This is a genomic window from Streptomyces sp. NPDC033845 (genome assembly GCF_055576225.1).
Window position 1 is genome coordinate 149,602 of the sequence record NZ_JBVIRI010000011.1, and the last position, 22,750, is coordinate 172,351.

The following is a 22,750-nucleotide window of genomic DNA, read 5'->3' on the forward strand; positions in this document are numbered from 1 at the left end:
CCCCCGCCGCGGCCGGTCCGGGGGCGCGGCCGTTCCAGGGGCGCTGCGGCCCTGGTGGTTTTCGGGGGCTCGCGGTATCGGTGGTGCATGACCGATGTGGAGCGCACTCCCGGGACCGGCGGGCTGCCCGGGCTGGCCGAACCGCCGCCGTACGGGGCGGCCGCCCTGCCGGCCGGGACCTATGCGGGGCGGCTGGTGCTGGTGACCGGCGGGGGCACCGGGCTGGGCCGGGCCATCGCGGCGGAGTTCGCCCGGCTGGGCGCGGACCTGCTGATCGCCGGGCGGCGGGCCGAGCAGCTGGAGGCGGCCCGGGAGGAGCTGGCGGCGGTGCCGGGGGCGGGCCGGGTGAGCGCGGCGGTCTGCGACATCCGGGACCCGGAGCGGGTGGCGGCGGTGTTCGACGCGGCGGGGGCGGCCGCCTCCGCCGCGTCCGGTTCCGCCGGCGGTCTGCCGGACGTCCTGGTGAACAACGCGGCCGCGAACTTCCCCAGCCCGGCGGAGGACCTCTCCCCCAATGCCTGGCGGGCGGTCGTGGACATCACCCTGACCGGCACCTGGTTCATGACCCGGGAGTTCGGGCGCCGCCACCTCGCGGCGGGCACTCCCGGTTCGGTGGTGAACGTGGGCGCCTCGTACGCCTGGACCGGCGGGCCCGGGTTCGCGCACAGTGCCGCGGCGAAGGCCGGGGTGAAGAACCTGGTGGAGACGCTGGCGGTGGAGTGGGGGCCGTACGGGATCCAGGTCAACGGGCTGGTGCCGGGGCTGGTGCCGCACCAGGACATGACCGCCGACATCCGGGACGGTCTGGAACGGGCGGCGGCCGGGGGGCGGGACGCCCGGCAGCCCGCCATGCGGGTGGGCCGGCCCCGCGAACTGGGCTGGGCCGCCACCTTCCTGGCCTCGCCCTACGGCCGGTTCATCAGCGGCCACACCCTGGTGGTGGACGGGGCGAACTGGCAGCGGCGTTCGCTGGTGAACCCGGAGGTGGTCCCGGTCCGCGAGCAGCTCGGCCGGGGCCCGTTCACCGGAGGCTGACCGGGATGCCCGCGGCCCCGGGCAGTGGGGGTCAGCCGCCGGTGAACTCCGGGGGCCGGCGGGCGGCCTGCGCCGCGTACCCCTCGCGGCAGTCCTCGGAGGTCAGGGTGTGGGCGGCGGTCATGGCCACCCGCTCCAGGGCGGCGGGCAGGGCCGCGTCGGCATAGGCGTCCACCGAGCGTTTGATGCCCTGGACGGCCAGCGGGGCGTTGGCGGCGATCTCGGCGGCCAGCGCCTCGGCGGTCGCGGCGAGTTCGGGCGGCGGGACGACCAGCTGGACCAGATTCAGGCGCGCGGCGGTGGCGGCATCGATCCGGCGGCCGGTCAGGGCCAGCAGTTTGGCCCAGCCCGCCCCCGCCTCGCGGGCGATCCGCAGGTCCCCGCCGGCGTCGACCGCGACACCGAGCCGGGCCTCCGGCAGGGCGAAGGAGGCGTCCTCGGCAGCCACCCGGATGTCGGCCATCAGGGCAAGTTCGAATCCGAAGCCCAGGCAGTGGCCCTGGACGGCGGCGATCACCGGCTGCGGGAGGCGGGCGAGGACCGCGAACCGCTCGTGGACCCAGCGGATGCCCTCGTAGTAGTTGCGGGTGCGGGCGGCCGGGGTGTCCCCGGTGATGGCCCCGCCGGGGGCGGTGACGTCGATCCCCGCGCAGAAGGCCCGGCCCTCCGCGCGCAGCAGGACCGCGCGCACGGTGTCGTCGAACCGGATCCGGTCGGCGAGCAGACCCAGCTGGCGGGTGGACTCCCAGCTCCAGCCGTTGAGTTTCTCGGGGCGGCAGAGGGTGAGGAACGCGATCCCGTCCGCGATGTCGAGACGGATGCGCTCCTCGCCCTCGGCGATCTCCCCGGACAGCGTGTCGATCACCCGGTCCGCCTCCCCTCGAAGGCTTCTGAAATAACTGACACTACGTCAGAAGGAGAGGGTAGGCGGGAGTCCTCAGCGGGGGAATACCTCGAACGGGACCGCCGGGCGGCCCCCGAAGCGGGCGGCGGCCTGCTGCGCGTTGCCGGTCAGGAAGGTCCGGCAGTAGTTCTCCGGGTCCTCGCTGGTGAGCACCTCGATATAGGCCCGGTGCTCCATCAGGGACTTCACCGACCGCTCCAGCCCGGGTCCGGCGTCCGCCGCGTGGGTGGGGGTGCTGGATCCGGCGACGGCCACCCAGCGGACCCCGTTCCAGGGCTCCAGGCCCTGCTCGGAGAGGAGCTCCGGGAAGATCCAGCGGTTGCCGGCGTCGGCCGCGGCGTCCAGGGTGGCCCGGCCGACCGCACGGTGGTCGGGGGTGTTCCAGTAGCCGCCCGGGCCGGGACCCCAGACGTCCCGGTGGTTGAGGGTGACCACCAGTTCGGGGCGGTGCCGGCGGATCGCCGCGGCGATGTCCCGGCGCAGCTCCAGCCCGTACTCGATGGTCCCGTCGCGGTGCTCCAGGAACTCGACCTCGGACACCCCGACCACGGCGGCACTGGCCCGCTGCTCGGCCTCCCGGAGCGGGGCGCATTCGGCGGGGGCGATGGTGTCGATGCCCGCCTCGCCGCGGGTGGCCAGCAGATAGACCACCTCGCGGCCGCCGTCCGTCCAGTCCGCGATGGCGGCGGCACAGCCGTATTCGAGGTCGTCCGGGTGCGCCACCACGGCGAGCGCCCGGCTCCAGTCGGTGGGCATCGGGGCCAACTGCTCCGGCCCGTCCCGGCGGTCCAGCGGTTCGTCCTTGTGCTCGGTCATGATCCGCAGAATAGGTCACCTGTGCCAGGGTGGACCGATGGAAGCACAGGGACGGGGGCGGGTCGTGCCGCTCCTCGACGCCACCGGGACCTTCTTCGAGAGCGCCGCCGAGGCCTTCCCCGGGGCCGGGCCGACGGCCTGGGCGCGGGCCGCCGCCATCGACCCGGGGGCGGTCGGGCCGGACGGGTCCTGGCGGCTGGACTTCCGCTGTTTCGCGGTGCCGCGGCGGGACGGGCGCTGGGTGCTGGTGGACGCCGGGGTGGGCCCGGCCGACGCACCGGGCGCGGACTGGTGCCCGGTGCCGGGCCGGCTTCCGGAGGCCCTCGCGGAGGCCGGGATCGCGCCGGGCGAGGTGGCGGCGGTGGTGCTGACGCATCTGCACGAGGACCATGTGGGCTGGTCGCTGGCCGCGCCGGGGGTGCCGATGTTCCCGGAGGCCCGGTACGTGGTCCAGCGCGCCGAGACCGAGGCGCTGAGCCGTACCGACCCGGTGTGGGACCAGGTGGTCGTCCCGCTGCGGGCGGCCGGGCGGCTCCAGGAGGTGACGGGCCGGCGGCGGCTCGGCAGCCGGGCCGACGGGATCACCCTGCTGCCCACGCCCGGGCACACCCCCGGCCACCAGTCGGTGCTGGTGACCGGGCCCGGCGAGCGCGAGGTGGTGCTCACCGGTGATGCGCTGGTGCACGCCGTGCAGTTGGCGGATCCGTCCGTGGCGTACGCGCACGAGCGTGATCCGGTGACGGCCCGGAGCTCTCGCGAGGCGCTGCTGGAACTGGCCGCCCGGCGCGGGGCGGTGCTCGCCACGGCCCATCTGACCCGGCCCTTCGTCGAACCGTTGTGAGCCGGCCGGTTGCGCCTCGTCCGGTTACGCCTCGTCGCGGACCAGGGTCAGCAGGCGGTCCAGGACGCGGGTGCCGCCGGCCCGGAGGCCGTCGTGCTCGAACTCGTCGGTGACCCAGGTGCGCAGGCCGCGGACGGCGCGGGCCGTGTCCAGGGAGTGCGCGGTGTCCACGTACATGTCGTCGTGGTAGACGGCGGCGGCCACCGGCACCTCGTTGGCGGCCAGCCGGGCCCGGTCGTAGAGCGGGGTCCAGCCGGTGCGGGCGGCGAGGATCTCGGCGGTCTCGCGGAGCGGTTCCAGGGCCGGGTCGGTGGTGAAGTGCCAGGGGTGGATGGTCTCGCCGGTGAAGAGGAGCGGGGCGTCCCCGGCGAGTGCGGCGGCGGCGTCGAACCGGGGGTGCGCGGCGCGGACCCGTTCGGCGGCCCAGCCGGTGGGGGCGGCCGGGTCCTGGGCGTAGATGGCCTCGTGCAGCAGCGCGTAGAGGGGCTGGCCGGCGAAGGACAGCTGGGCGCGGACGCCCTCCAGGAAGGCGTCGGCGAGGGCCGGGCCGGCCGGTGTGCCGACGAAGGCGTTCTCCAGCAGGTAGTGGAGCTGGTGGCTGCCGTCGCCGGAGCCGAGGAGCAGGCCCAGCGACTGGAAGGCCTCCACGGTGAGCCGGTGGCCGCCGGGCAGGGTGACGGGGTGCTCCGCGAGGTGGGCCGCGATCCGGCGGGCCCGTTCCACGTCCATGGGGTAGCGGGCGTAGTGGGCCAGGTTCTTGCGTTCGATGCGCGGGTAGGCGGCGGCGTACACCTCGTCGGCGGTGACGTCGAGGCCCGGCAGTCCGCCGGTGATCAGGGCCGCCGCCAGGCCCTCGGGGGCGGTGGAGAGGTAGTGGGTGGTGCAGAAGCCGCCGAAGCTCTGGCCGAGGACGGTCCAGGGGGCGCCGCCGGTGAGCAGACGGCGGATCTCCTCGCAGTCCCGGACGATGGAGTCGGCGCGGAAGTGGGCCAGGTACTCGGCCTGCTGTTCGGGGGTGCCCCGGAGCGGCAGGGTCTGCCGGTTGGCCGGGGTGGAGCGGCCGGTGCCGCGCTGGTCGAGGAGCAGCACCCGGTAGTCGCTCAGGGCGCGGTCCAGCCAGGCCTGCCGGCCGGTGAAGCGGCGGGCGCCGCAGCCGGGGCCGCCTTCCAGATAGACCAGCCAGGGCAGGGTCTCGGGGTCCTGGCCGGCGGCGACCACCTCGCGGGCGTACAGCTCGATCCGGTCGCCGCCCTCGGGGCGGTCGTGGTCGAGGGGCACCTCGAAGTGGTGGTCCCTGAGGACCACGCCGGGCTGGCGGGTGGTGGTGGATCCGGTGCGGTGGCTGCTGGTCACGGGTGGTCCAGGGGTGCGGCGGAACGGGCGGTACGCCGAGTCTATGGGGTGTCCGGCGGGGTTCCGCCGGACACCCCCCGGGTCAGAACTCCACGACCGAGCGGAGGACCTCGCCCCGCTCCATCCGGGCGAAGGCCTCCTCGACCCCGTCGAGCGGGATCCGTTCCGAGACGAAGGCGTCCAGGTCCAGGCGCCCCTGGAGGTAGAGGTCGACGAGGAGCGGGAAGTCGCGTTCCGGCAGGCAGTCGCCGTACCAGCTGGACTTCAGCGCGCCGCCGCGGCCGAAGACGTCCAGCAGGGGCAGTTCCAGGCGCATGTCGGGGGTGGGGACCCCGACCAGGACCACGGTGCCGGCCAGGTCGCGGGCGTAGAAGGCCTGTTCGTAGGTCTCGGGGCGGCCTACGGCCTCGATGACCACGTCCGCGCCGTTCCCGTCGGTGAGGGAGCGGATGGCCTCGACCACGTCACCGGAGCGGGCGTTGACGGTGTGGGTGGCACCGAGTCCCTTGGCCCAGTCGAGTTTCCGGTCGTCCAGGTCCACCGCGATGATCTTGGAGGCGCCGGCCAGCCTGGCCCCGGCCACGGCCGCGTTGCCCACTCCCCCGCAGCCGATGACGGCGACCGAGTCGCCGCGGCCGACGTTGCCGGTGTTGATGGCCGCGCCGAGGCCCGCCATCACCCCGCAGCCCAGCAGGCCGGCGGCGGCCGGGGAGGCCGCCGGGTCCACCTTGGTGCACTGGCCGGCCGCCACCAGGGTCTTCTCGGCGAAGGCCCCGATGCCCAGGGCGGGGGACAGCGGGGTGCCGTCCTCCAGGGTCATCGGCTGGCCGGCGTTGTGGGTGGCGAAGCAGTACCAGGGGCGGCCGCGCCGACAGGCCCGGCAGCTGCCGCACACCGCACGCCAGTTGAGGACGACGAAGTCGCCGGGGGCAACGGAGGTCACGTCCGGGCCGACCGACTCGACGATCCCGGCGGCCTCGTGGCCGAGCAGGAACGGGAACTCGTCGTTGATCCCGCCCTGCCGGTAGTGCAGATCGGTGTGACAGACCCCGCAGGCCTTGACCTGGACCAGGGCTTCGCCCGGGCCCGGGTCCGGCACCAGGATGGTGGTGGTCTCCACCGGTGCGCCCTTGCTCCGTGCGATGACTCCCCGGACCCGGTGCGTCACGTCGTTCCCCACGTCTTTCCCCGCTCTGCTCGATCGTCGCCGGCTCGGTCTCACCGGACCGTCGAACGTTACTCCGGCGGGAGTTCGGGCGGTACGGCCCCGCGCAGGGCGGCACCGAAAGCGGCCACTCCGGGGTGGCCGGCGGCCCCGCCCCGGAAGGCGATCCCGGTACGCCGCTTCAGGCGCAGCCGGGTCAGCCGGACGGCCCCGGCGAAGCCCGGGTCCGGGGTCCGGGGGATGCCCAGCTGGGGCACCAGGGCCGCCCCCTGGCCGGCCGCGACCAGCGCGAGCACGGTGGCGAAGTCGTCGATCCGGTGGCGGACCCGGGGGGTGAAACCGGCCGTCTGGCAGGCCCGTACGGTCATCGCCTCGCAGAGGGTGCCCGGGGTGGCGGTGATCCACGGGGAGTGGGCGGCCCGGCGCAGCACCTCGCCGTCCGGCACCGGCCGGGCGGGGCCCGGGCCGGCTGCCGGGCCCTCGCCCGGGCCCTCGCCCGGGCCCTCGCCCGGGCCCTCGTCCGGGGCCTCGTCCGGCGGCTGGGCCAGGTACATGGACTCGGCGTACAGCGGCTCGACGGTCAGGCCCGGCTCCCTCGGGGCGGGCACCAGGTCGTAGACCTGGACCAGGGCCACGTCCAGGTCGCCGGCCCGCAGGGCGTCCGCGACGGCCGCCGGGTCGATCTCGCCGACCATCGGCTCCAGACGGGGATGGCGCTCGGCCAGGGCGGTCAGGGCGGCCGGCAGCAGGGCCCGGGTGGCGGTGGGGAAGGTGCCGATCCGCAGCACCCCGGCAGGACCGCCGCGGGCCTCGGCCAGCTCCGCGTCGGCCCTTTCCAGCCGTTCCAGGACGTGGTCGGCGTGCTCGACGAGGCGTTCGGCGGCCGCGGTGAGCCGGACCCCGCGGCCGGTCCGCTCCAGCAGCGGCAGCCCGGCCTCCCGTTCCAGTACGCCCAGTTGCTGGGAGACGGCCGAAGGACTGAAGGAGAGGGCCTCGGCGACGGCCGCGATGGTGCCCCGGTGGGCGAGTTCACGCAGCAGGCGCAGGCGCCGGACATCGAGCATCGGACCAGCTTACGGTTTCCGTAAGGAATGTGAACTGGATTCGATGCTCATGGTCGGACACGCTCGTTCCATGGCACAGGACACCGCCCCGAGGGGCATTCACGTACCGCTCGTCACCCCCTTCGACCGGGCCGGGGCGGTCGCCGCCGACGCGCTGGAGCGGCTGGCGCACGAGGCGCTGGACGGCGGGGCCGCCGGACTGGTCGCGCTGGGCACCACGGCGGAGGCCGGATCCCTCGACGCGGCCGAGCGCGAGCTGGTCACGGAGGTGTGCGCCCGGGTGTGCCGGGAGCGCGGTGCCTGGCTGACCGTGGGGGCGGGCGGCGGTGACATCCGGGCGGGCGCGGCGGAGCTGGCGCGGCTGGGCGGGCGGCCGGAGGTGCGGGCGGCGCTGGTGACCGTCCCCCCGTTCCTCCGCCCCTCGCCGGCCGGGGTGCTGGCACACTTCCGGCGGCTGGCGGAGGCCAGCGCGGTGCCGCTGATCGTCTATCACGTCCCCTACCGCACCGGGCTGCCGCTGGACGCGGACACCCTGCGGGCCCTGGGGGCGCTGCCGGGGGTGGCCGGGATCAAGTACGCGGCCGGCGGGATCGACCAGGAGACGGTGGCGCTGCTCGGGGACCTGCCGGACGGTTTCGCGGTCCTGGCGGGTGACGACGTCTGTCTGTCCCCGCTGTTGGCGATGGGGGCGGCGGGCGGGATCGTGGCCTCGGCACATCTCGCGACCGAGCGGTTCACGGCACTGGCCGCGGCCTGGGAGGCCGGTGAGGCGGGGCGGGCCCGGGACCTGGGGCACGCGCTGGCGCGCCTGTCCGCCGCGGTGTTCACCGAGCCCAATCCGGTGGCGCTGAAGGGGGTGCTGCACGCGCGGGGGCGGATTCCCTCCCCGGGGGTGCGGCTGCCGCTGCTGCCCGCCTCGGCGGCCTCGGTGGACCGGCTGCTCGGGGAGCTCGAACGGCTGGAGCGCTCCGGGCTGCCTGGCGCGCCGTGTTCCGTGCCCGCCGCCTCCTCCTGAGACCGTGTCAGGACGGGTGGCACCGGCATCGGACCGGTACCGCCCCGGACCGCACCAGGAGCTGCCCGTGCACGCCGCCGTACCCCCGCCTCCCCCGCCGGGCCCTGTGTCCCGGCCGGCTCCGGACCGGTTCCGGGCATCCGCCGCGGCCCGGCCGTCGCCGCTGGTGGCGGCCACCGGGATCGTGCTCGACGGGGCCGGGCGGGTGCTGCTGCTGACGCCCTCGTACCAGTCGTGCCCGGAGCTGCCGGGGGGCGCGGTGGAGGACACCGAGACCCCGGAGGAGGGGCTGGCTCGGGAGCTGAAGGAGGAGCTGGGGCTGGACATGCCGGTGGGGCGGCTGCTGGCGGTGGACTCCCGGGGGCCGGGCGGTGCGGCCGGGCCGGGGCGCTCGCTGGTGGTGCACGTGCATCTGGTGGGGCCGCTGTCGGCGGAGCAGTGCGCGGCCCTGTCGTATGTGGAGGGGGAGGCGGCGGAGGCGCACTGGCACACCCCGGAGGAGGCTTGCGAGCTGCTGCCGGCCCGGGTGGCGCCGCGGCTGCGGGCCGGGCTGGCCGCGCTGTACGCCGGGTCCTTCGCCCATCTGGTCGACGGGGTGCCGCAGCCGGGTTCGCCGGCCGGTCTGGAGCCGGGGCGGCGGGCCGAGCTGGAGCACGAGAACGCCCTGGACGCGGCGGGGCGGCGGGCCAGCCGCCCCAAGGCGTTCACCGCCGCGCACATGCTGTTCACGGACGGCTCGGGGCGGCTGCTGCTGGTACAGCCCGCGTACGGGGCGGCCGGGCGCTGGCAGCTGCCGGGCGGCGGGGTGGACAGCGATCTCGGGGAGAGCCCGCGCGACGGGGCCCGGCGGGAGGTGCGGGAGGAACTGGGGCTGGAGCGGGAGCCCGGCCGGCTGCTGGCGGTGAACTGGGCCAGCCGGGCCCCCTATCCGGCGCGGGTGGCGTTCGCCTTCGACGGCGGGGTGCTGTCCGAGGCCGAGCTCGGGATGATCCGGCTGCCGCCGGCGGAGCTGCGGGACTGGCGGCTGGCGGACCCGGCGGAGCTGCGGGAGCTGGTCCGGCCCAAGCTCCGGCGCCGGATCGAGGCCTGTCTGACGGCCCTGCGGACCGGCTCCGGGCCACTGGAACTGCATGCCGGGCGCCCCTGGCGGGGGGCGGAGGGGCTGCCGGGGCGTCAGGGCGGCTGACGGGGGGCGGGACTTGCCGGGCCGGGCCCGGCGGGTCCCGAACGTTTCCCGCCCGGAATCCGGTCGCCAACCGGCTTGTGGGACAGCCGATTTGACATTCCTGCGGCAGCAAATTCATTGATGCACCGGGTGGATGCGGAACGGAATTCGGAGAACCGGAAATTCCATGTCCGTTTTCACCTGTTCCGGGGCATTGAATATGTTCTGTAAATTGATCAGTGAGACCGGTCATACTGCGAAATGCATCACTTGTTACCGCAGGTCCGGCTCGCATACGGTCACCGCAATCCCGATGGGTCACCGAATACCTGAGGAATTGCGCCATGCCCGGAAAAGGTAAGCACCGCCGCCCCAAGAACAACCCGCTCACCCGCGGATTCGCCATCGCCGGAACCGGCGGCGCGGCCCTGCTGCTGCCCCTGATCGGGGCGACCACCGCGGAAGCGGCGACCGCGAGCCATTCCGTGACGGCCGGCGACACCCTTTCGAAGATCGCCGAGAGGTATTCGGTGAAGGGCGGCTGGAAGAAGCTCTACGAGGACAATCGCGCGGTGATCGGAAACGACCCCTCGCTGATACGCCCCGGCACCAAGCTCTCCCTCGGCGCCACGGCCTCCAAGGCCGCCAAGACCGCGAAGTCGGCCGAGCCCGCCCGAGCCGCCGAGCCCGCCCGGGCCGACCGTACGGCCCGGACCACCACGCTCTACCCGAACAACCTCGACGGCTGGATCCGGCAGTCCCTCTCGATCATGGCGCAGCGCGGAATTCCGGGCAGCTACGACGGCATCCACCGCAATGTGATGCGCGAGTCCAGCGGCAACCCGCTCGCGATCAACAACTGGGACATCAACGCGCAGAACGGCATCCCCAGCAAGGGCCTGCTCCAGGTGATCTACCCGACCTTCAAGGCCTACCACGTGCCCGGCACCAAGTTCGACCAGTACGATCCGGTCGCCAACATCGTCGCCGCCTGCAACTACGCGGCCGACCGCTACGGCTCGATCGACAACGTCAACGGCGCCTACTGAGCGCCGGCGCACGGGGCGCCGGTCCGGTCAGACGGCGCCCAGCAGCCGGGTGAACTCCGCCGGGTCGGCGGTGAAGCCCCGGATCGAGGGGTGCAGGCTCCAGTCGCCGGCGGGCTCGCGGAGGAAGGTGGCGACGGTGGCCGCCGAGGCGGTCCCGAGGCCGGAGAAATCGTCCTGAACGAGATCGGTGTAGCCCTCCCGGATCCGCACCGCGGTGTTCGGAATGTCCCCGAACGTCTTGCCGGCCTCACTGCCCTGGATGACCACCCCGATCACCACCCGGGTGAGCTCGGCCGACATCCGGTCGAGCTCGACGGTCATGACCTCGTCGAACCCGAATCCCTGGCCGGTGCGGCTGTCCCGGTTGAGGGTGATGGTGCCGTCGGGCGCCCGGTTCCCGAAGTGGACCAGGTACACCGGGGCGCCCTCGGGGTCGCGGGCGCCGTAGACGGCGGCCACCAGGTCGAGGTCATGGGCCGGGGCTCCGGCCGGACTCGGATCCCACTTCAGCGCGACCTCGACCCTGCCCAGGCCCTTGCTTACACCGCTCATCGAACTTCCCCTCCTCGACCGGGAGTTCCACCCTACTCCCGGCCGGGCAGCACCACGACGCCGTCCTCGTCCGCGTAGACGGTGTCACCTGGCCGGAAAGTGATGTCGCCGAAGGAGACCGGCCCGTCGAGGACCCCGGCACCGGTCTTGCCGCTCTTGCGGGGGACGGTGCCCAGGGCAAGGACCCCGAGGTCGAGTCCGCCGAGCGCCACGCTGTCCCGGACCGCCCCGTGGACGATCAGCCCGGCCCAGCCGTTGCGCACCGCGGCGCCCGCGATGAGGTCGCCGACCAGTGCGGTGCGCAGCGAGCCGCGGCCGTCCACCACCAGGACCGCGCCCTCCCCGGGGGTGTGCAGGAGTTCGCGGAGGAGGGCGTTGTCCTCGTGGCAGGCGACCGTGCGGACCGGGCCGGCGAACATCCGGCGACCGCCGATGCCGCGGAAGGGGGTTCCGCAGATGGCCAGTGCCTCGCCGTACTCGTCGTAGAGGTCGGCGGTGGGCGCGGGGGTGACGGGCATGGCGGGACCCTCTGTTCCTGGGGCTGCTGCGGGAGTTGCCGCGGGGATGTTGGCGGGGTGGTCGGTGCGGCTGATGGGGCGGCCCGGGCCGTTCGGGGGGGGCGGCCCGGGACGCCCATCCTGTCACCAGTCCCCGTCGGCCACCGGCTTGCCCTGGGGGGCGTCGCCCAGCGGGTGGATCTGGTGCTGACCGGGCGGGGTCCAGGGGGTGTGGTCGTCGCCCAGCCAGTCCCCGACGGGCTTGACCTGGCCGAGGGTGTCGGCGGGGGCCAGGTCGGTGCCGTCCTCGTCGTAGTAGTCGAACCAGGGCAGGCCGGCCCGGGTGTAGGCGGCGCGGTCCACCGGGGAGGGCGGGGCGGGCTCGCCGGTGATGCGCTGCCATTCGGGCGGGGTCACCAGATGGACGAAGACCCGGCCGGTGGGCTCCGGGGACCAGTCGGCGGGCGGTCGGTCGTCCTGGTAGACCTCCTGGCGCATGCTGCCGCCGACGCCGAGGCCCATGGCGGCCGGGGCCGCGGCGGCCCGGGGTGCCGGGGCGGCAGCCATGGCGGGGAGCGGGACGGGTCCCCCGCCGGGCACCAGCCCCGCGGGCCCGCCGCCCGGGGCCGCCGGGCCCGATCCGTAGCCGAAGGGGGCGCCGCCGGGGGCGTACGGTGCCGGGGGCTGGACGGCGGCGCGGGCGGCCCGGGCCGCTTCCTGGCGCTGGGCCTCCCGCCAGTCGGCGAGCCGCGGCCCGGTCAGCGGGAAGGACTGGAGCTGGATGCCGCCGGTGGTCTCCTCGCCGGTGACCTGGCCCTCGACGGTGGCGCCGAGGCCCAGGGGGACGGCGACGAACTGGCGGACCGTGCCGGTGCCGGAGTTGATCCCGTCGAGCCAGGGCTGGCGGGGCAGCACCAGGTAGTTCTGCGGGCGCCGGTCCAGCCGGCCGGTCCAGCGCTCCCCCGACACCGCGCACACCTTGCCCACGCCGATCTGGAGGGCGGCCGGTTCGCGGCTGCCACCGAAGCTCAGCCACATCGCCTCGCGGAGGTGGACGGGCAGCACCACCCCGCCGCGCCGCCGCCATTCCTCCGGCACCGGGCCGGGGCAGTCCTCGATCCGGCGCAGCGGGAACTCCCCGAGGCCGGGCGGCAGGGCATGGGTGCCCTGCTCCGGGAGTCGCAGGGTGCGGATGAACCGGACCTGCACCCCGCCGCCCAGCAACAGGGCGTTGCCCTCGATCCGTACGGAACCCGACATGCTCGTCCCCTCCGTTCGCGACCCGTTCCGACCGCAGGATTTGCGGCCGAACCGGATCGTTATCCTCAAGTTTTCCTCAGAACTAGTGACGCTCCCCGCGTGGCCTTTCTAGCTTCCTCAGCAACCCCCTCCGTTCGACAGAGAGTCCATGATGAAGGTTTCCAAGGCCGGTGCGGTCGCCGCAGTGACCGTACTCGTCCTGACCGCCTCCGGATGCGGTGATGACGCCGCTGACATGCCCACGATCTCCATCGGGGTCAAGTTCGACCAGCCGGGACTGGGGCTGCGCGAGCCTGGAGGACGGTTCTCCGGATTCGATGTGGACGTGGCGCGATACGTCGCCAAGGAGCTCGGCTACGCACCGGAGCGGATCGAGTTCAAGCAGGTCTTCAGCGCGGACCGGGAGCTGATGATCAAGCAGAACGAGGTCGAGTTCGTCGTCGCCAGCTACTCGATCAACGAGAAGCGCAAGGCCGAGGTGGACTTCGCCGGTCCCTACTTCGTGGCCCACCAGGATCTGCTGGTGCGCACCTCGGACACCGGGATCAAGAAGGCCCAGGACCTGAACCACAAGACGCTGTGCTCGGTCACGGGCTCCACCTCGGCGGAGAACTTCCGGACCAAGCTGGCGCCCAAGGCCGAGGTCATGGAGGTGGGCGGGTACTCGGAGTGCATCACCGCGCTCAAGGAGAACGTGCTCGACGCGATGACCACGGACAACGCGATCCTCGCCGGCTACGCGGCGCAGGAGATCAACCGGGGCAAGTTCAAGCTCACCGGGCTGAGCCTGAGCGACGAGAAGTACGGGATCGGCCTGAAGAAGGGCGACACCGAACTCCAGACGAAGATCAACGCGGCGCTGCGCAAGATGGTCGAGGACGGTTCCTGGGAGGGCTTCGTGAAGGCGAACTTCGGGGCGGCCAACTACCGCCACGAGCCGGCGCCGAAGATCACCGAGGGCAGCTGACCCGGTCGGCGGTCGCTGCCCGCGGGCCGTCACGGTTCGCGGGGGGGGCACGGTTCGCGAAGGTCACGGCGTGGTGGGGGTCACGGCGTGGTGGGGCGGGCGGCGCGGTCGGCCAGTGAGCTGAACTCGTTCCAGCTCAGCCGGGGCGGGCGCTCGTCCCAGACCTTCTGGGAGAGGGCGGCCAGCGGGCGCCGGATGCCGTCGGCGACCTGGGCCTGGGTCTGCGCTCCGGCCAGGTCGGCCCAGACGGCGAGCCGGGCCCCGAGTATCTGGTTCTGGTACTGGGCCGGCACGGGGGTGGTGCCGCGCAGCACCAGCGGGGTCCACTGCTCGTAGATCCGCCGGCCGGTGGGGTATGTGAACTGGTTGGGCTGGCCGAGGACGTAGTACAGGTACTCGTCGTTGAGGTTGACCACGCTGCGGCCCTCCTGCAGGTAGGGCAGCGGCGGGCGGGCGCCGATCTCCTTGCCGGTCCAGTACTCGGCCTGGATGTCGCGATCCGGGCGGGCGATGCCACCGGCGAAGAATCCGTCGTTCCAGGCCTTGAGCTGCTTCCCGGAGGGGCGGACCACGGCGGCCCGGTCGTTGAGCCAGCCGGTGGCGAGGTCCTGGACCCGGGCCCCGGAGCCGTATCGGGCCCGGGCCGCGGCGGCCAGCTGGGGGAAGGACGCCTCGGGGTTGGCCCGGACCAGGGCCTGGTACTCGTCGGCGCCCAGGTGCCAGGCTCCGGCGGGGAACAGCGGGATGTACTCGCGGAGCAGTTCGTCGATCAGCTTGGCGGAGGCCGGGTTCGATATGTCCACGGCGCCCTTGACGGCCTTGCCGGCCGCGTCCCGCAGCTGGAGCTGCGGGTGGGCCCGCAGGACCGCGCCGAGATGTCCGGGCGAGTCGATCTCGGGAACCACCGCGATGTGGAGCCGCTCGGCGAGGGCCGTGATGCGGCGGACCTCGGCCTTGCTCAGATGCGGGGTGGAGACGATCTCCGGGTGGCTGGTGGACTCGATCCGGAAGGCCTGGTCGTCGGAGAAGTGCAGGCCGAGCTGGTTGAGCTTGAGGTCGGCCATCTCGCGGAGCCGGTCCTCTATCCAGTCCGCCGAGAAGTGCTTGCGGGCGATGTCCAGGTTGAGGCCGCGCTGGGGTTTGGCGGGCCGGTCCCGGACCGTGCCCTCGCCCAGGGACCCGTCGGTGCGAAGGGCCTGCTTGAGGGTGCGGGTGCCGTAGAAGACCCCCGCCTCGTCCGGTCCGGTGATCTTCACCTGGCCGTCCTTGACGGCCAGGGTGTACGACTCGGGGGTGCCGGAGCCCTTGGCGCCGAGGGACAGCTGGACATCGCCGCGGGCGGGGCCGGCGGTCCCGCCGTAGGCCATTCCCGTCTCCTGGGCCAGGAGTCTCCCCTCGTCGGTGAGGCCGGGGCTCTTGGGATCCACGACCACCCGGGCCCCGTCGGCCGGCCGCCAGCCGGGCCCCCGGGCCGGGCTGTGCTCCCGGACCGCGGGCACGGTGCGCGGGGCGGTGGACAGCGGCTGGGTGGGGCTGGGCTCCGGGGTGGGCGCGGCCTCCACGGAACCGGCCGGTGCGGTGCCGGTGGCGGTGTCGGAGCCCGTGCCGCTGCCGGTGCCTGTGCTGGTGCCGGGGTCGTCGGGGCCGCCGGTGGCCGTGGGGGCGGCCGGCTCACGGGCCGCGTCCGCGCCCTGTTCGGCGGTGGCGCAGCCGGGGACGGCCAGGGAGATCAGCGCCGCGACGGCGGCCGTCACGATCAGGTGGCCGTGGTGGCCGTGCTGGCCGCTCTTTCGCGTCCCGGTCTTCCGCATCACATACCTGCCTCTCCCCCGACCAACGTCGCACGGGGCTCGCTGCTGCGCGACCCGGCCGGGGCCGGCAGGTGGGCGGCGACCACACGGCCGCCGCGGCCGCTCGCCCGGCGCTCCAGGGCACCGGAGAGAAGGGCCAGGGCGAGGGCGGCGGCGGCCAGGGCGGCACCGACCCAGTTGGGGGCGGTCCAGCCCAGGCCCGCGCTGATGACGAGCCCACCGAGCCAGGCGGCGAGGGCGTTGCCCAGGTTGAAGGCGCCGATGTTCATGGCGGAGGCCAGGGTGGGGGCACCGGCGGCCTGGTCCAGCACCCGCTTCTGGAGCGGGGGCACGGTGGCGAAGCCGAGGGCGCCGATCAGGAACAGGGTGACGGCCGCGGTGGCCTGGTGGTGGGCGGTGACGGTGAACAGGGCGAGGACCAGGGCGAGGGCGCCCAGGGAGGTGTAGAGCATCGGCATCAGGGCCCGGTCGGCGAAGCGGCCGCCGATCAGGTTGCCCGCGACCATACCGAGGCCGAGCAGGACCAGGAGCCAGGTCACCGAGCCCTCGGCGAAGCCGGCCGCCTCGGTCATCATCGGGGTGATGTAGGTGATGGCGGCGAAGACCCCGCCGAAGCCGAGCACCGTCATGCCCATGGCCAGCAGCACCTGGACGTTGCGGAAGGCGGCCAGTTCGTGGCGGATCCGGACACCTTCCGGCCTGGGCAGTTCGGGGACCAGACGGGCGATGCCGAGCAGTCCGACGACGCCGAGGGCGGCGACGATCACGAAGGTGATCCGCCAGCCGAGGGTCTGGCCGACCAGGGTGCCCAGCGGCACGCCGACCACATTGGCCACGGTGAGGCCGGTGAACATCATCGCGATGGCGCCCGCCTTCTTCTGCGGGGCGACCAGCTCGGCCGCGACCACGGCGCCGATGCCGAAGAAGGCTCCGTGGGCCAGCGAGGCCACGATCCGGCCCGCCAGCATCACGCCGAGGGCCGGGGCCACCGCGGACAGCAGATTGCCCGCCACGAACAGCCCCATCAGCAGCATCAGCATGCGCTTGCGGGATATCCGGGTGCCCAGGACGGTCATCAGCGGGGCACCGAGGACCACACCGAGGGCATAGCCGGTGACCAGGAACCCGGCGGTGGGGATGGAGACGCCGTAGTCACCGGCGATCTGGGGCAGCAGGCCCATGATGACGAACTCGGTGGTGCCGATTCCGAAGGCACCGATGGCGAGGGCGAGGAGTGCGAGGGGCATGAGGGGTCCTAGGCAGGGCGGTCCGGGGGCGGAGACGGCCGACACATGATTGCGGTCGCCGCTTGCATGCCTCGACATTAATTGCAGGCGCGGGTTAATTGCAAGCGCGGGCTACCGCCCCTGTGGACTATCCTGGTGGCAGCCCCGGAAGACGCCCACCCCCAGACGCAGAGGAGCCCGCCCCCATGACGGCCACGGATAGCTCACGGACCGCCCTCTCCCAGGGCTGGTGCGCCCTCTCCCTGCTGCACGGCCGGATAGAGACGCACATCGAACGGGCCCTCCAGGCCCGGCACGACCTCAGCATGCGCGAGTACTCGCTTCTGGACGTGCTCAGCAGGCAGCACGACGGACCGGGCGGACACCTCCAGATGAAGCAGGTCGCCGACGCCGTGGTGCTCAGCCAGAGCGCGACCACCCGGCTGGTGACCCGGCTGGAGGAGCGGGGCCTGCTGTCCCGCTACCTGTGCCCGACGGACCGCCGGGGCATCTACACCAACGTCACCGAGGCCGGGGCGGAGCTGCTGCTCGCCGCCCGGCCCACCAATGACACGGCCCTGCGGGAGGCCCTGGACGCGGCCGCGTCCCACCCCGAGCTGGCACCACTGGTCGCCACCGTGGAGCAGCTCAACGCATAGCGCGGATCGGCTCGCCGCGCAGCGCGGGTCAGCTCGGCTCGGGCGACGGGGGCGGCCAGGACACCGAGGGGCCCGGGGCGGAGCCGCCCGGGGTCGGCTGCACGGCCGAGGGGCCGCCCGAGGGCGTGCCGGTCGGGGGCGGGGCACTGGTACCGGGGGCGCCGGGCGAGGCGCTCGAAGACGGCGGCGCGCCGATGCCGGTCGGCAGCCCGCTCGGGCCGGTGCCGGTCCCGGGGTCGCTCGGCTCCGCGCTGGGGCTCGTACTGTGCCGCTCGCTCGGCTCCGCGCTGGGCCGGCCCTCGGGCGTGCCGGAGCCGCCGGTGCGGGAAGGCGGTGCGGAACCGATCTCCGGCGGGGCCGCCGGTGGTGTCGGGCGCCCCGGCTGGTCCGCGGACGTGAGCAGGAAGTAGCAGGCCAGCGCCACGGCGGCCGCGATCGGGACGGCCAGCGGCAGCAGGAAGCGACGCAGCCACACCCCCGGGGTCCGGGCCGTTCCCCGCCCGGGCGGGTCGGCGGGGCGCAGGTCCCGCACGGTGACCGACTCGGCGCGGGCCGCGAAGGCCTCCCGGAGCCGCCCCTCGACCTCCCGTTCGCGTCCGCCCGCCGGGTTCCCCCAGGGGCCTCTGCCGTCCGTACCGCCCGTCATACCCGTCCCTCCAGAATGCGTTCCAGCGCGTCCAGGGCGCGGCTGGCGTTGGACTTGACCGCTCCCCGGCTGATCCCCAGGGTCTCCGCGATCTCCGCCTCGCTGAGCTCGGCCCAGTAGCGCAGCACCAGGACCTCGCGTCGGCGGGGGGTGAGGCGTTTCAGTGCGGCCAGCACCTCGCGGTGTGCCTCGTCGACCACCACCAGGGTCTCGGCGGAGGGCAGTTCGGCGGCGGGCGGCGGGGTCCAGGCGCGGGCGGTGCGCCGGCGGCGCAGGACCGACCGGGCGGTGTTGACCACGGCGGTCCGCAGATAGCCGAGGGCGTTGTCGACCTCGGCTATCCGCTCCCCGTGCCTTCGGTAGAGCGCGGTGAAGGCGTCCTGCACCACGTCCTCGGCGGTCGCCAGGTCGTCGACGAGCAGCACCGCCAGCCGGACCATCCGCAGCCGGTGCGCGTGGTAGAGCTCGCTGACGGTGGGATGGCCCGCCGGGTCGCCCACCGGACCGGACCCCGGGCCCGGGACGGAGCCGGGCCCGGGGTCCGGCGGGTGACCGTACGGGGAGAGGGCCGCGTGCCGGTCCGGCGGCGCGAGCCGGTCCCGCAACAGCAGCAGCGGACCGGACAGCAGACCGCGCAGCAGTGCGCGCACGCCGGGCGGACCGCCCCGCCGGGCCCGGTCGGAGCCGGGCACGGCGAAGCGGAACGGTACGGCGGGGTACGGCACGAGGCTCCTCGGATGGGGCACGTCAGCTCTGGGTGCGGCGCCGCACGGTGTAGAGGGCTCCGGCCCCGAGCGCCACCAGCCCGGCGGCACCCGCACCGACCATGGCGGTGGCCGCGTTCGATCCAGTATGGGCGAGCTCGGGGGCGGCGCTCGCATCGCCGGGGGCGCTGGGGGCGGCACTCGGGACGGCGCTGGGGGCGGCGGTCGGCGCCTCGCTGGGAACCGCGGACGGGGCGGCGCTCGGGGTGGCGGTGGGCGGGGCACTGGGCGAGGCGCTGGGAACCGTGCTCGGGGCCGCGGTCGGCGGGGTGCTCGCGCTGGGCTGCGGCGGGCTGCTCACCGCCGGGGAGGGTGCGGCCGAGGGCATCGCGGTCGCGGGGACGACCGAGGGGCCGGAGGCCGCCCAGGCCGGGGCGGCCAGGGCCGCCAGTGCACCGGCGGTCGCCAGGGTGAGGCCGGCGCGCTTGAGGTTGTTCACGTTGTTCTCCCGAGTCCGGTGAAGGGGGCCGGTCGGCACCCTTCACCCCCGCACGACGCGCGACCCGCCGGGAGGTTGCCGCCGATCGGGAAATATTTCCGCCGTACCCTCGGACGAGCCCCTCGACCGCCTCGACCATGGCGGCCCGCGGTTCTGGAGCAGAAGGAGCAGGGAGAGCAGTCGGTCGGCGCGCATCCGCCGGGCTGTGCGGAACCGGCGGTTTCACCTACCGGCACGGCGAGACGGCCGTCGGCTACGTCTTCGACTAGGCGCTGTCGGCGGCCGGGACCGCACCCTGGGTGCCGGGCGGCATCGGCTCCACGCCGACCACCTGACGCACCTTCACCGGCTTGATCTGGCCGACGGCCGTGTTGAAGAGCAGCAGCCGGGGTCAGGCGTCGGGGACCAGGACCACGGCCGTGCCGTAGGCGCAGACCTCGGTGCCGAGGTCCGCGGCGTCGGTGACGTCGAAGCGCATCATCAGCACCGCGTTGGCGCCACGGGCCCGGGCCTGTTCGATCAGCCGGTCCATGGCCTGGTTGCGGGTTTCGACCAGGGTCTTGGTGAGGCCCTTCAGCTCCCCGCCGATCATCGACTTCAAACCCGCGCCGATCTGGCTGCCCAGATGCCGTGAGCGCACGGTGAGCCCGAAGACCTCACCGATGACCTGGGTGACCCGGTAGCCCGGCACGTCGTTGGTCGTGACGACCAGGACGCCCGCCTTGGTGCCGGGGCCGCCGCCGTAGTCCTCGATTCCCATGCCACCACCTTGCGTCCGGCGGCCCGGGCCCGCAATACCTGGACCCGACCCGACACCTGGGCCCGCGCGGAGAGCGGGCGGCGGGCTCTAGGAGAGGGCCAGGTCCTCGACCGTGTCGGCGCCGGGGAGCTCGGCGAACAGCCTGCCCGGCACGATGAGCTTGCCGCGCCGGCTGCCGCTGCCGATCAGTACGTACGGCAGGCCGAGCAGCGAGGCGTCCACCAGCAGCGGCCAGTCCGAGGGGAGGCCGATGGGGGTGATGCCGCCGTACTCCATGCCGCTGAGCCGCACGGCGGTGTCCATCGGGGCGAACGACACCTTCCGGACCCCCAGCCGGCGGCGGACGGTGCCGTTGACGTCGGCGCGGGCGGCGGAGGGGACCAGACAGGCGGCGAGCGTGGTCTCACCGCCGCGTTTCGCGGCGACGATCACGCAGTTCGCCGACTGGTCGAGGAGTTCCTTTCCGTAGTGCTCCACGAAGGCCGCCGTGTCGGCGATGGCCGGATCGGTGTCGACGTAGAGGATCTCGGCGGCCGGGGTCGGTCCCTGCCAGGCGCGGACCGCCTCGGCGACCGGGGCGACGAGGGCTTCGAGGTGGCCGGGGGCGGGATGGGCCGGGTCGAACGGGCCGATGGGTGCGCGCATGGAGGTCATTCTGCAACGGGCGTCGGGCATCGGGGGCGGGGCGGTGGGATCCTGGGGGTTCGGGGCGAGGGCGAGTGGGAAGGGAGCCGCGGATGGATCCGGTGGCCGCCCTGCGGCGGATCGCTTTCCTCCTGGAGCGCGGCCGGGCACCCACCTATCGGGTGCAGGCGTTCCGGACCGCCGCGGCCCGGGTCGTCGAACTCGGTGAGGCGGAGGTCGCGGAACGGGCCGCCGCGGGGACCCTGGAGACGGTCCGCGGTATCGGGCCGAAGACCGCCGGGGTCGTCGCGGAGGCCCTCGCCGGCCAGGTGCCGGAGTATCTGCGCCGGTTGGAGGACGAGGTGGTGGCGGTGGATCCGCCGCCGGACACCGGAGGGCGCGGCACCGCCCTCCGGGCCGCGCTGCTCGGGGACTGCCATCTCCACTCGGACTGGTCCGACGGCGGCAGCACCATCGAGGAGATGGGCCGCACGGCGGCCGAGCTCGGTCACCGGTGGGCCGTGCTCACCGACCACTCGCCGCGGCTGACGGTGGCCCGCGGGCTGTCCGCGGAGCGGCTGCGGGAGCAGCTGGAAGAGGTGGCCGAGCTGAACGCCCGGTGGGCGCCGTTCCGGCTGCTGACCGGTATCGAGTGCGACATCCTCGACGACGGCTCGCTGGACCAGGATCCGGAACTGCTCGCCGAACTCGACCTGGTGGTGGTGTCGGTGCACTCCAAACTGCGGATGGACCGGCGGGCGATGACCCGCCGGCTGGTGGCCGCGGTCGGCAATCCGCATGCGGATGTACTGGGGCACTGCACGGGCCGGCTGATCACCGGGCGGGCCCGGCCGGAGTCGGAGTTCGACGCGGCGGAGGTGTTCGCGGCCTGTGCGGAGGCGGGCACCGCCCTGGAGATCAACAGCCGTCCGGAACGGCTGGATCCGCCCCGTCGGCTGTTGCGCGAGGCGGTGGCGGTGGACGGGCTGCTGTTCGCGGTCGATACGGACGCGCACGCGCCGGGACAACTGGACTGGCAGATCTACGGATGCGCCCGGGCGGAGGAATGCGGGGTCCCCGCCGAGCGGGTGGTGAACACCTGGCCGCTGCGGCGGCTGCGGGCATGGACGGCGGGCTGATCCGGGGACCCGTCGTCCGGGAGGCCCTGGACGCTCTGCGGGTCCCTGCGCCCGTGGACCAGGCGCGGCTGGTGGACGATGCGGAAGCGGTGGTTCTCCTCGGCCAGCTTCCGGCCCTCGCCGTCGGTGAAGACCCCGGTGATCTCGTAGTCCCCGCAGGCCGTCCGCCCGACCGGGAGGTGTTCGGCCGGCAGGTGCACCTCGTACGGGCCGCCCGCCCGGAAGCTGCCGAGCGGGGCGCTGATGGGGGGCAGGGCGTTGCCGTCGCGCCGCCGGGTGCGGGTGAAGGTGAGCCCGTCGACGGGTGCGCGGAGGCTGAAGGTCAGGGCCACGGTGACCAGGGCGCCCTCGGGCAGTTCGAAGGGCCCGGTCTCGGTGCCGCTCAGTGGGATGGTGCGTCGGCCGTGCTCGTCCGAGAGAAGGGACACGTCCACCAGTTCGAACACCTGCTCGTGCGGCATGGCCGCTCACCTCCGGGTCTCCGGTCGCCCGGACGCGCCGCCCGGCGTACCGCCCGGCGGCGCGTTCGCGCGCACCCTCCATCATCGCCGGATCCGGGCCTCCGCGGCCAGCGGTCCGGCCAGGTCACGCTGGATGTCGGCGATGTGATGGGTGACGATCCGGCCACTCCAGGTGTCGCAGAGGGCCGGGACCTGGAGGGTTCCCCGGTAGTGGTGCCCGGTGGCCTCGTAGGCGCGGCGCAGCTCGGCGTGGGCCTCGGGGGATTCCTCCGGCGAGCCGAGGACGGTGACCGGGACGGATTCGCCGAGGCCGAGCCGGGCGTGCAGGGCCAGGAGCTTGCGGGAGGCGGGACAGTTCGCGGAGAGGTACAGCCGGTAGCGGCGGGGGGTCGGGGAGAATCCGGCTCCGATACGGCCGCGCAGGACTGTGCCGGTACCGGTGGTACCGGTGGTACCGGTGGTACCGGTGGTACCGGTGGTACCGGTGGTACCGGTGGTACCGGTGGTACCGGTGGTACCGGTGGTACCGGTGGTACCG

24 protein-coding genes and 1 pseudogene are annotated in these 22,750 nt (G+C 74.1%); 8 read left to right on the forward strand and 17 right to left on the reverse strand.

The genetic code is table 11. The features are described from left to right. The first annotated feature begins 87 nt into the window (after positions 1 to 87). The gene (locus tag ACZ50K_RS23775) at positions 88 to 1,035 is read left to right on the forward strand and encodes an SDR family oxidoreductase (RefSeq protein ID WP_468906377.1); all 948 of its coding nucleotides are present in this window, start codon (positions 88 to 90) and stop codon (positions 1,033 to 1,035) included. Positions 1,036 to 1,066: 31 nt separating this feature from the next. On the opposite strand, the gene ACZ50K_RS23780 is transcribed toward ACZ50K_RS23775, so the two are convergent. Further along, positions 1,067 to 1,900 (reverse strand): enoyl-CoA hydratase/isomerase family protein, encoded by an 834-nt coding sequence (locus ACZ50K_RS23780; protein WP_468906380.1) that lies wholly within the window; start codon positions 1,898 to 1,900, stop codon positions 1,067 to 1,069. Positions 1,901 to 1,972: 72 nt separating this feature from the next. After that, on the reverse strand, positions 1,973 to 2,755 hold the full coding sequence (locus ACZ50K_RS23785; protein ID WP_468906383.1) for a PIG-L deacetylase family protein: 783 nt from the start codon (positions 2,753 to 2,755) through the stop codon (positions 1,973 to 1,975). A gap of 37 nt (positions 2,756 to 2,792) precedes the next feature. Here ACZ50K_RS23785 and ACZ50K_RS23790 point away from each other — a divergent pair, with 37 nt between their 5' ends. Then, a complete protein-coding gene (locus ACZ50K_RS23790) occupies positions 2,793 to 3,596 on the forward strand; it encodes an MBL fold metallo-hydrolase (protein ID WP_468906386.1) in 804 nt (267 codons plus the stop codon). Positions 3,597 to 3,620: 24 nt separating this feature from the next. Here ACZ50K_RS23790 and ACZ50K_RS23795 read toward each other — a convergent pair whose 3' ends face one another. The 3 genes from ACZ50K_RS23795 to ACZ50K_RS23805 all read right to left on the reverse strand — a co-directional run bounded on the left by ACZ50K_RS23795 (position 3,621) and on the right by ACZ50K_RS23805 (position 7,178). Continuing rightward, positions 3,621 to 4,949 carry an alpha/beta fold hydrolase gene (locus ACZ50K_RS23795; protein WP_468906389.1) on the reverse strand — a complete coding sequence of 443 codons (1,329 nt, stop codon included), beginning with the start codon at positions 4,947 to 4,949 and terminating at the stop codon, positions 3,621 to 3,623. Between the two features lie 82 nt (positions 4,950 to 5,031). Then, positions 5,032 to 6,117, reverse strand: a complete 1,086-nt coding sequence (locus ACZ50K_RS23800; protein WP_468906666.1) for an S-(hydroxymethyl)mycothiol dehydrogenase — start codon at positions 6,115 to 6,117, stop codon at positions 5,032 to 5,034. 68 nt (positions 6,118 to 6,185) lie between these two features. Next, on the reverse strand, positions 6,186 to 7,178 hold the full coding sequence (locus ACZ50K_RS23805) for a LysR family transcriptional regulator (RefSeq protein WP_468906391.1): 993 nt from the start codon (positions 7,176 to 7,178) through the stop codon (positions 6,186 to 6,188). Positions 7,179 to 7,248: 70 nt separating this feature from the next. Here ACZ50K_RS23805 and ACZ50K_RS23810 point away from each other — a divergent pair, with 70 nt between their 5' ends. From ACZ50K_RS23810 to ACZ50K_RS23820, 3 genes are all read left to right on the forward strand, one after another. Then, a complete protein-coding gene (locus ACZ50K_RS23810) occupies positions 7,249 to 8,193 on the forward strand; it encodes a dihydrodipicolinate synthase family protein (protein ID WP_468906394.1) in 945 nt (314 codons plus the stop codon). 67 nt (positions 8,194 to 8,260) lie between these two features. After that, positions 8,261 to 9,379, forward strand: coding sequence for an NUDIX domain-containing protein (locus tag ACZ50K_RS23815; RefSeq protein WP_468906397.1), 1,119 nt, complete (start codon positions 8,261 to 8,263; stop codon positions 9,377 to 9,379). Between the two features lie 323 nt (positions 9,380 to 9,702). Further along, positions 9,703 to 10,407 (forward strand): LysM peptidoglycan-binding domain-containing protein, encoded by a 705-nt coding sequence (locus ACZ50K_RS23820; protein WP_468906400.1) that lies wholly within the window; start codon positions 9,703 to 9,705, stop codon positions 10,405 to 10,407. Between the two features lie 27 nt (positions 10,408 to 10,434). Here ACZ50K_RS23820 and ACZ50K_RS23825 read toward each other — a convergent pair whose 3' ends face one another. The 3 genes from ACZ50K_RS23825 to ACZ50K_RS23835 form a co-directional block, all read right to left on the reverse strand. Continuing rightward, positions 10,435 to 10,959 carry a TerD family protein gene (locus tag ACZ50K_RS23825; RefSeq protein ID WP_468906402.1) on the reverse strand — a complete coding sequence of 175 codons (525 nt, stop codon included), beginning with the start codon at positions 10,957 to 10,959 and terminating at the stop codon, positions 10,435 to 10,437. 32 nt (positions 10,960 to 10,991) lie between these two features. Beyond that, a complete protein-coding gene (gene rraA, locus ACZ50K_RS23830) occupies positions 10,992 to 11,477 on the reverse strand; it encodes a ribonuclease E activity regulator RraA (RefSeq protein ID WP_468906405.1) in 486 nt (161 codons plus the stop codon). A 123-nt stretch (positions 11,478 to 11,600) separates the two neighbouring features. After that, a complete protein-coding gene (locus ACZ50K_RS23835) occupies positions 11,601 to 12,716 on the reverse strand; it encodes a hypothetical protein (RefSeq protein ID WP_468906408.1) in 1,116 nt (371 codons plus the stop codon). A 151-nt stretch (positions 12,717 to 12,867) separates the two neighbouring features. Here ACZ50K_RS23835 and ACZ50K_RS23840 point away from each other — a divergent pair, with 151 nt between their 5' ends. Continuing rightward, on the forward strand, positions 12,868 to 13,683 hold the full coding sequence (locus tag ACZ50K_RS23840; RefSeq protein ID WP_468906669.1) for a glutamate ABC transporter substrate-binding protein: 816 nt from the start codon (positions 12,868 to 12,870) through the stop codon (positions 13,681 to 13,683). An 80-nt stretch (positions 13,684 to 13,763) separates the two neighbouring features. Here ACZ50K_RS23840 and ACZ50K_RS23845 read toward each other — a convergent pair whose 3' ends face one another. Together ACZ50K_RS23845 and ACZ50K_RS23850 are read right to left on the reverse strand one after the other, a co-directional pair. Beyond that, the gene (locus ACZ50K_RS23845; RefSeq protein ID WP_468906410.1) at positions 13,764 to 15,494 is read right to left on the reverse strand and encodes a beta-N-acetylhexosaminidase; all 1,731 of its coding nucleotides are present in this window, start codon (positions 15,492 to 15,494) and stop codon (positions 13,764 to 13,766) included. After that, positions 15,494 to 16,741, reverse strand: coding sequence for an MFS transporter (locus ACZ50K_RS23850; protein ID WP_468906413.1), 1,248 nt, complete (start codon positions 16,739 to 16,741; stop codon positions 15,494 to 15,496). The genes ACZ50K_RS23845 and ACZ50K_RS23850 overlap by 1 nt, the downstream gene beginning before the upstream one ends. A 185-nt stretch (positions 16,742 to 16,926) precedes the next feature. Here ACZ50K_RS23850 and ACZ50K_RS23855 point away from each other — a divergent pair, with 185 nt between their 5' ends. Further along, positions 16,927 to 17,379, forward strand: coding sequence for a MarR family winged helix-turn-helix transcriptional regulator (locus ACZ50K_RS23855; RefSeq protein ID WP_468906416.1), 453 nt, complete (start codon positions 16,927 to 16,929; stop codon positions 17,377 to 17,379). A gap of 28 nt (positions 17,380 to 17,407) precedes the next feature. Here ACZ50K_RS23855 and ACZ50K_RS23860 read toward each other — a convergent pair whose 3' ends face one another. The 5 genes from ACZ50K_RS23860 to ACZ50K_RS23880 all read right to left on the reverse strand — a co-directional run bounded on the left by ACZ50K_RS23860 (position 17,408) and on the right by ACZ50K_RS23880 (position 20,633). Then, positions 17,408 to 18,025: a hypothetical protein gene (locus ACZ50K_RS23860; RefSeq protein ID WP_468906419.1), complete on the reverse strand. Its 618-nt coding sequence runs from the start codon at positions 18,023 to 18,025 to the stop codon at positions 17,408 to 17,410. Next, a complete protein-coding gene (locus tag ACZ50K_RS23865; RefSeq protein ID WP_468906422.1) occupies positions 18,022 to 18,750 on the reverse strand; it encodes an RNA polymerase sigma factor in 729 nt (242 codons plus the stop codon). The genes ACZ50K_RS23860 and ACZ50K_RS23865 overlap by 4 nt, the downstream gene beginning before the upstream one ends. Before the next feature lie 22 nt (positions 18,751 to 18,772). Further along, on the reverse strand, positions 18,773 to 19,228 hold the full coding sequence (locus ACZ50K_RS23870) for an LAETG motif-containing sortase-dependent surface protein (protein WP_468906425.1): 456 nt from the start codon (positions 19,226 to 19,228) through the stop codon (positions 18,773 to 18,775). A 391-nt stretch (positions 19,229 to 19,619) separates the two neighbouring features. After that, on the reverse strand, positions 19,620 to 19,988 hold the full coding sequence (locus ACZ50K_RS23875) for a YbjQ family protein (RefSeq protein WP_468906428.1): 369 nt from the start codon (positions 19,986 to 19,988) through the stop codon (positions 19,620 to 19,622). Between the two features lie 87 nt (positions 19,989 to 20,075). Beyond that, on the reverse strand, positions 20,076 to 20,633 hold the full coding sequence (locus tag ACZ50K_RS23880) for a YbaK/EbsC family protein (protein ID WP_468906430.1): 558 nt from the start codon (positions 20,631 to 20,633) through the stop codon (positions 20,076 to 20,078). A 92-nt stretch (positions 20,634 to 20,725) separates the two neighbouring features. Here ACZ50K_RS23880 and ACZ50K_RS23885 point away from each other — a divergent pair, with 92 nt between their 5' ends. Then, on the forward strand, positions 20,726 to 21,751 hold the full coding sequence (locus ACZ50K_RS23885; RefSeq protein ID WP_468906432.1) for a PHP domain-containing protein: 1,026 nt from the start codon (positions 20,726 to 20,728) through the stop codon (positions 21,749 to 21,751). On the opposite strand, the gene ACZ50K_RS23890 is transcribed toward ACZ50K_RS23885, so the two are convergent. Then, complete coding sequence (locus tag ACZ50K_RS23890) at positions 21,655 to 22,212, reverse strand: rho GDP-dissociation inhibitor (protein ID WP_468906434.1); 558 nt, start codon at positions 22,210 to 22,212, stop codon at positions 21,655 to 21,657. The genes ACZ50K_RS23885 and ACZ50K_RS23890 overlap by 97 nt on opposite strands. Before the next feature lie 81 nt (positions 22,213 to 22,293). Further along, a pseudogene (locus tag ACZ50K_RS23895) lies at positions 22,294 to 22,750 on the reverse strand (hypothetical protein); the annotation flags it as partial.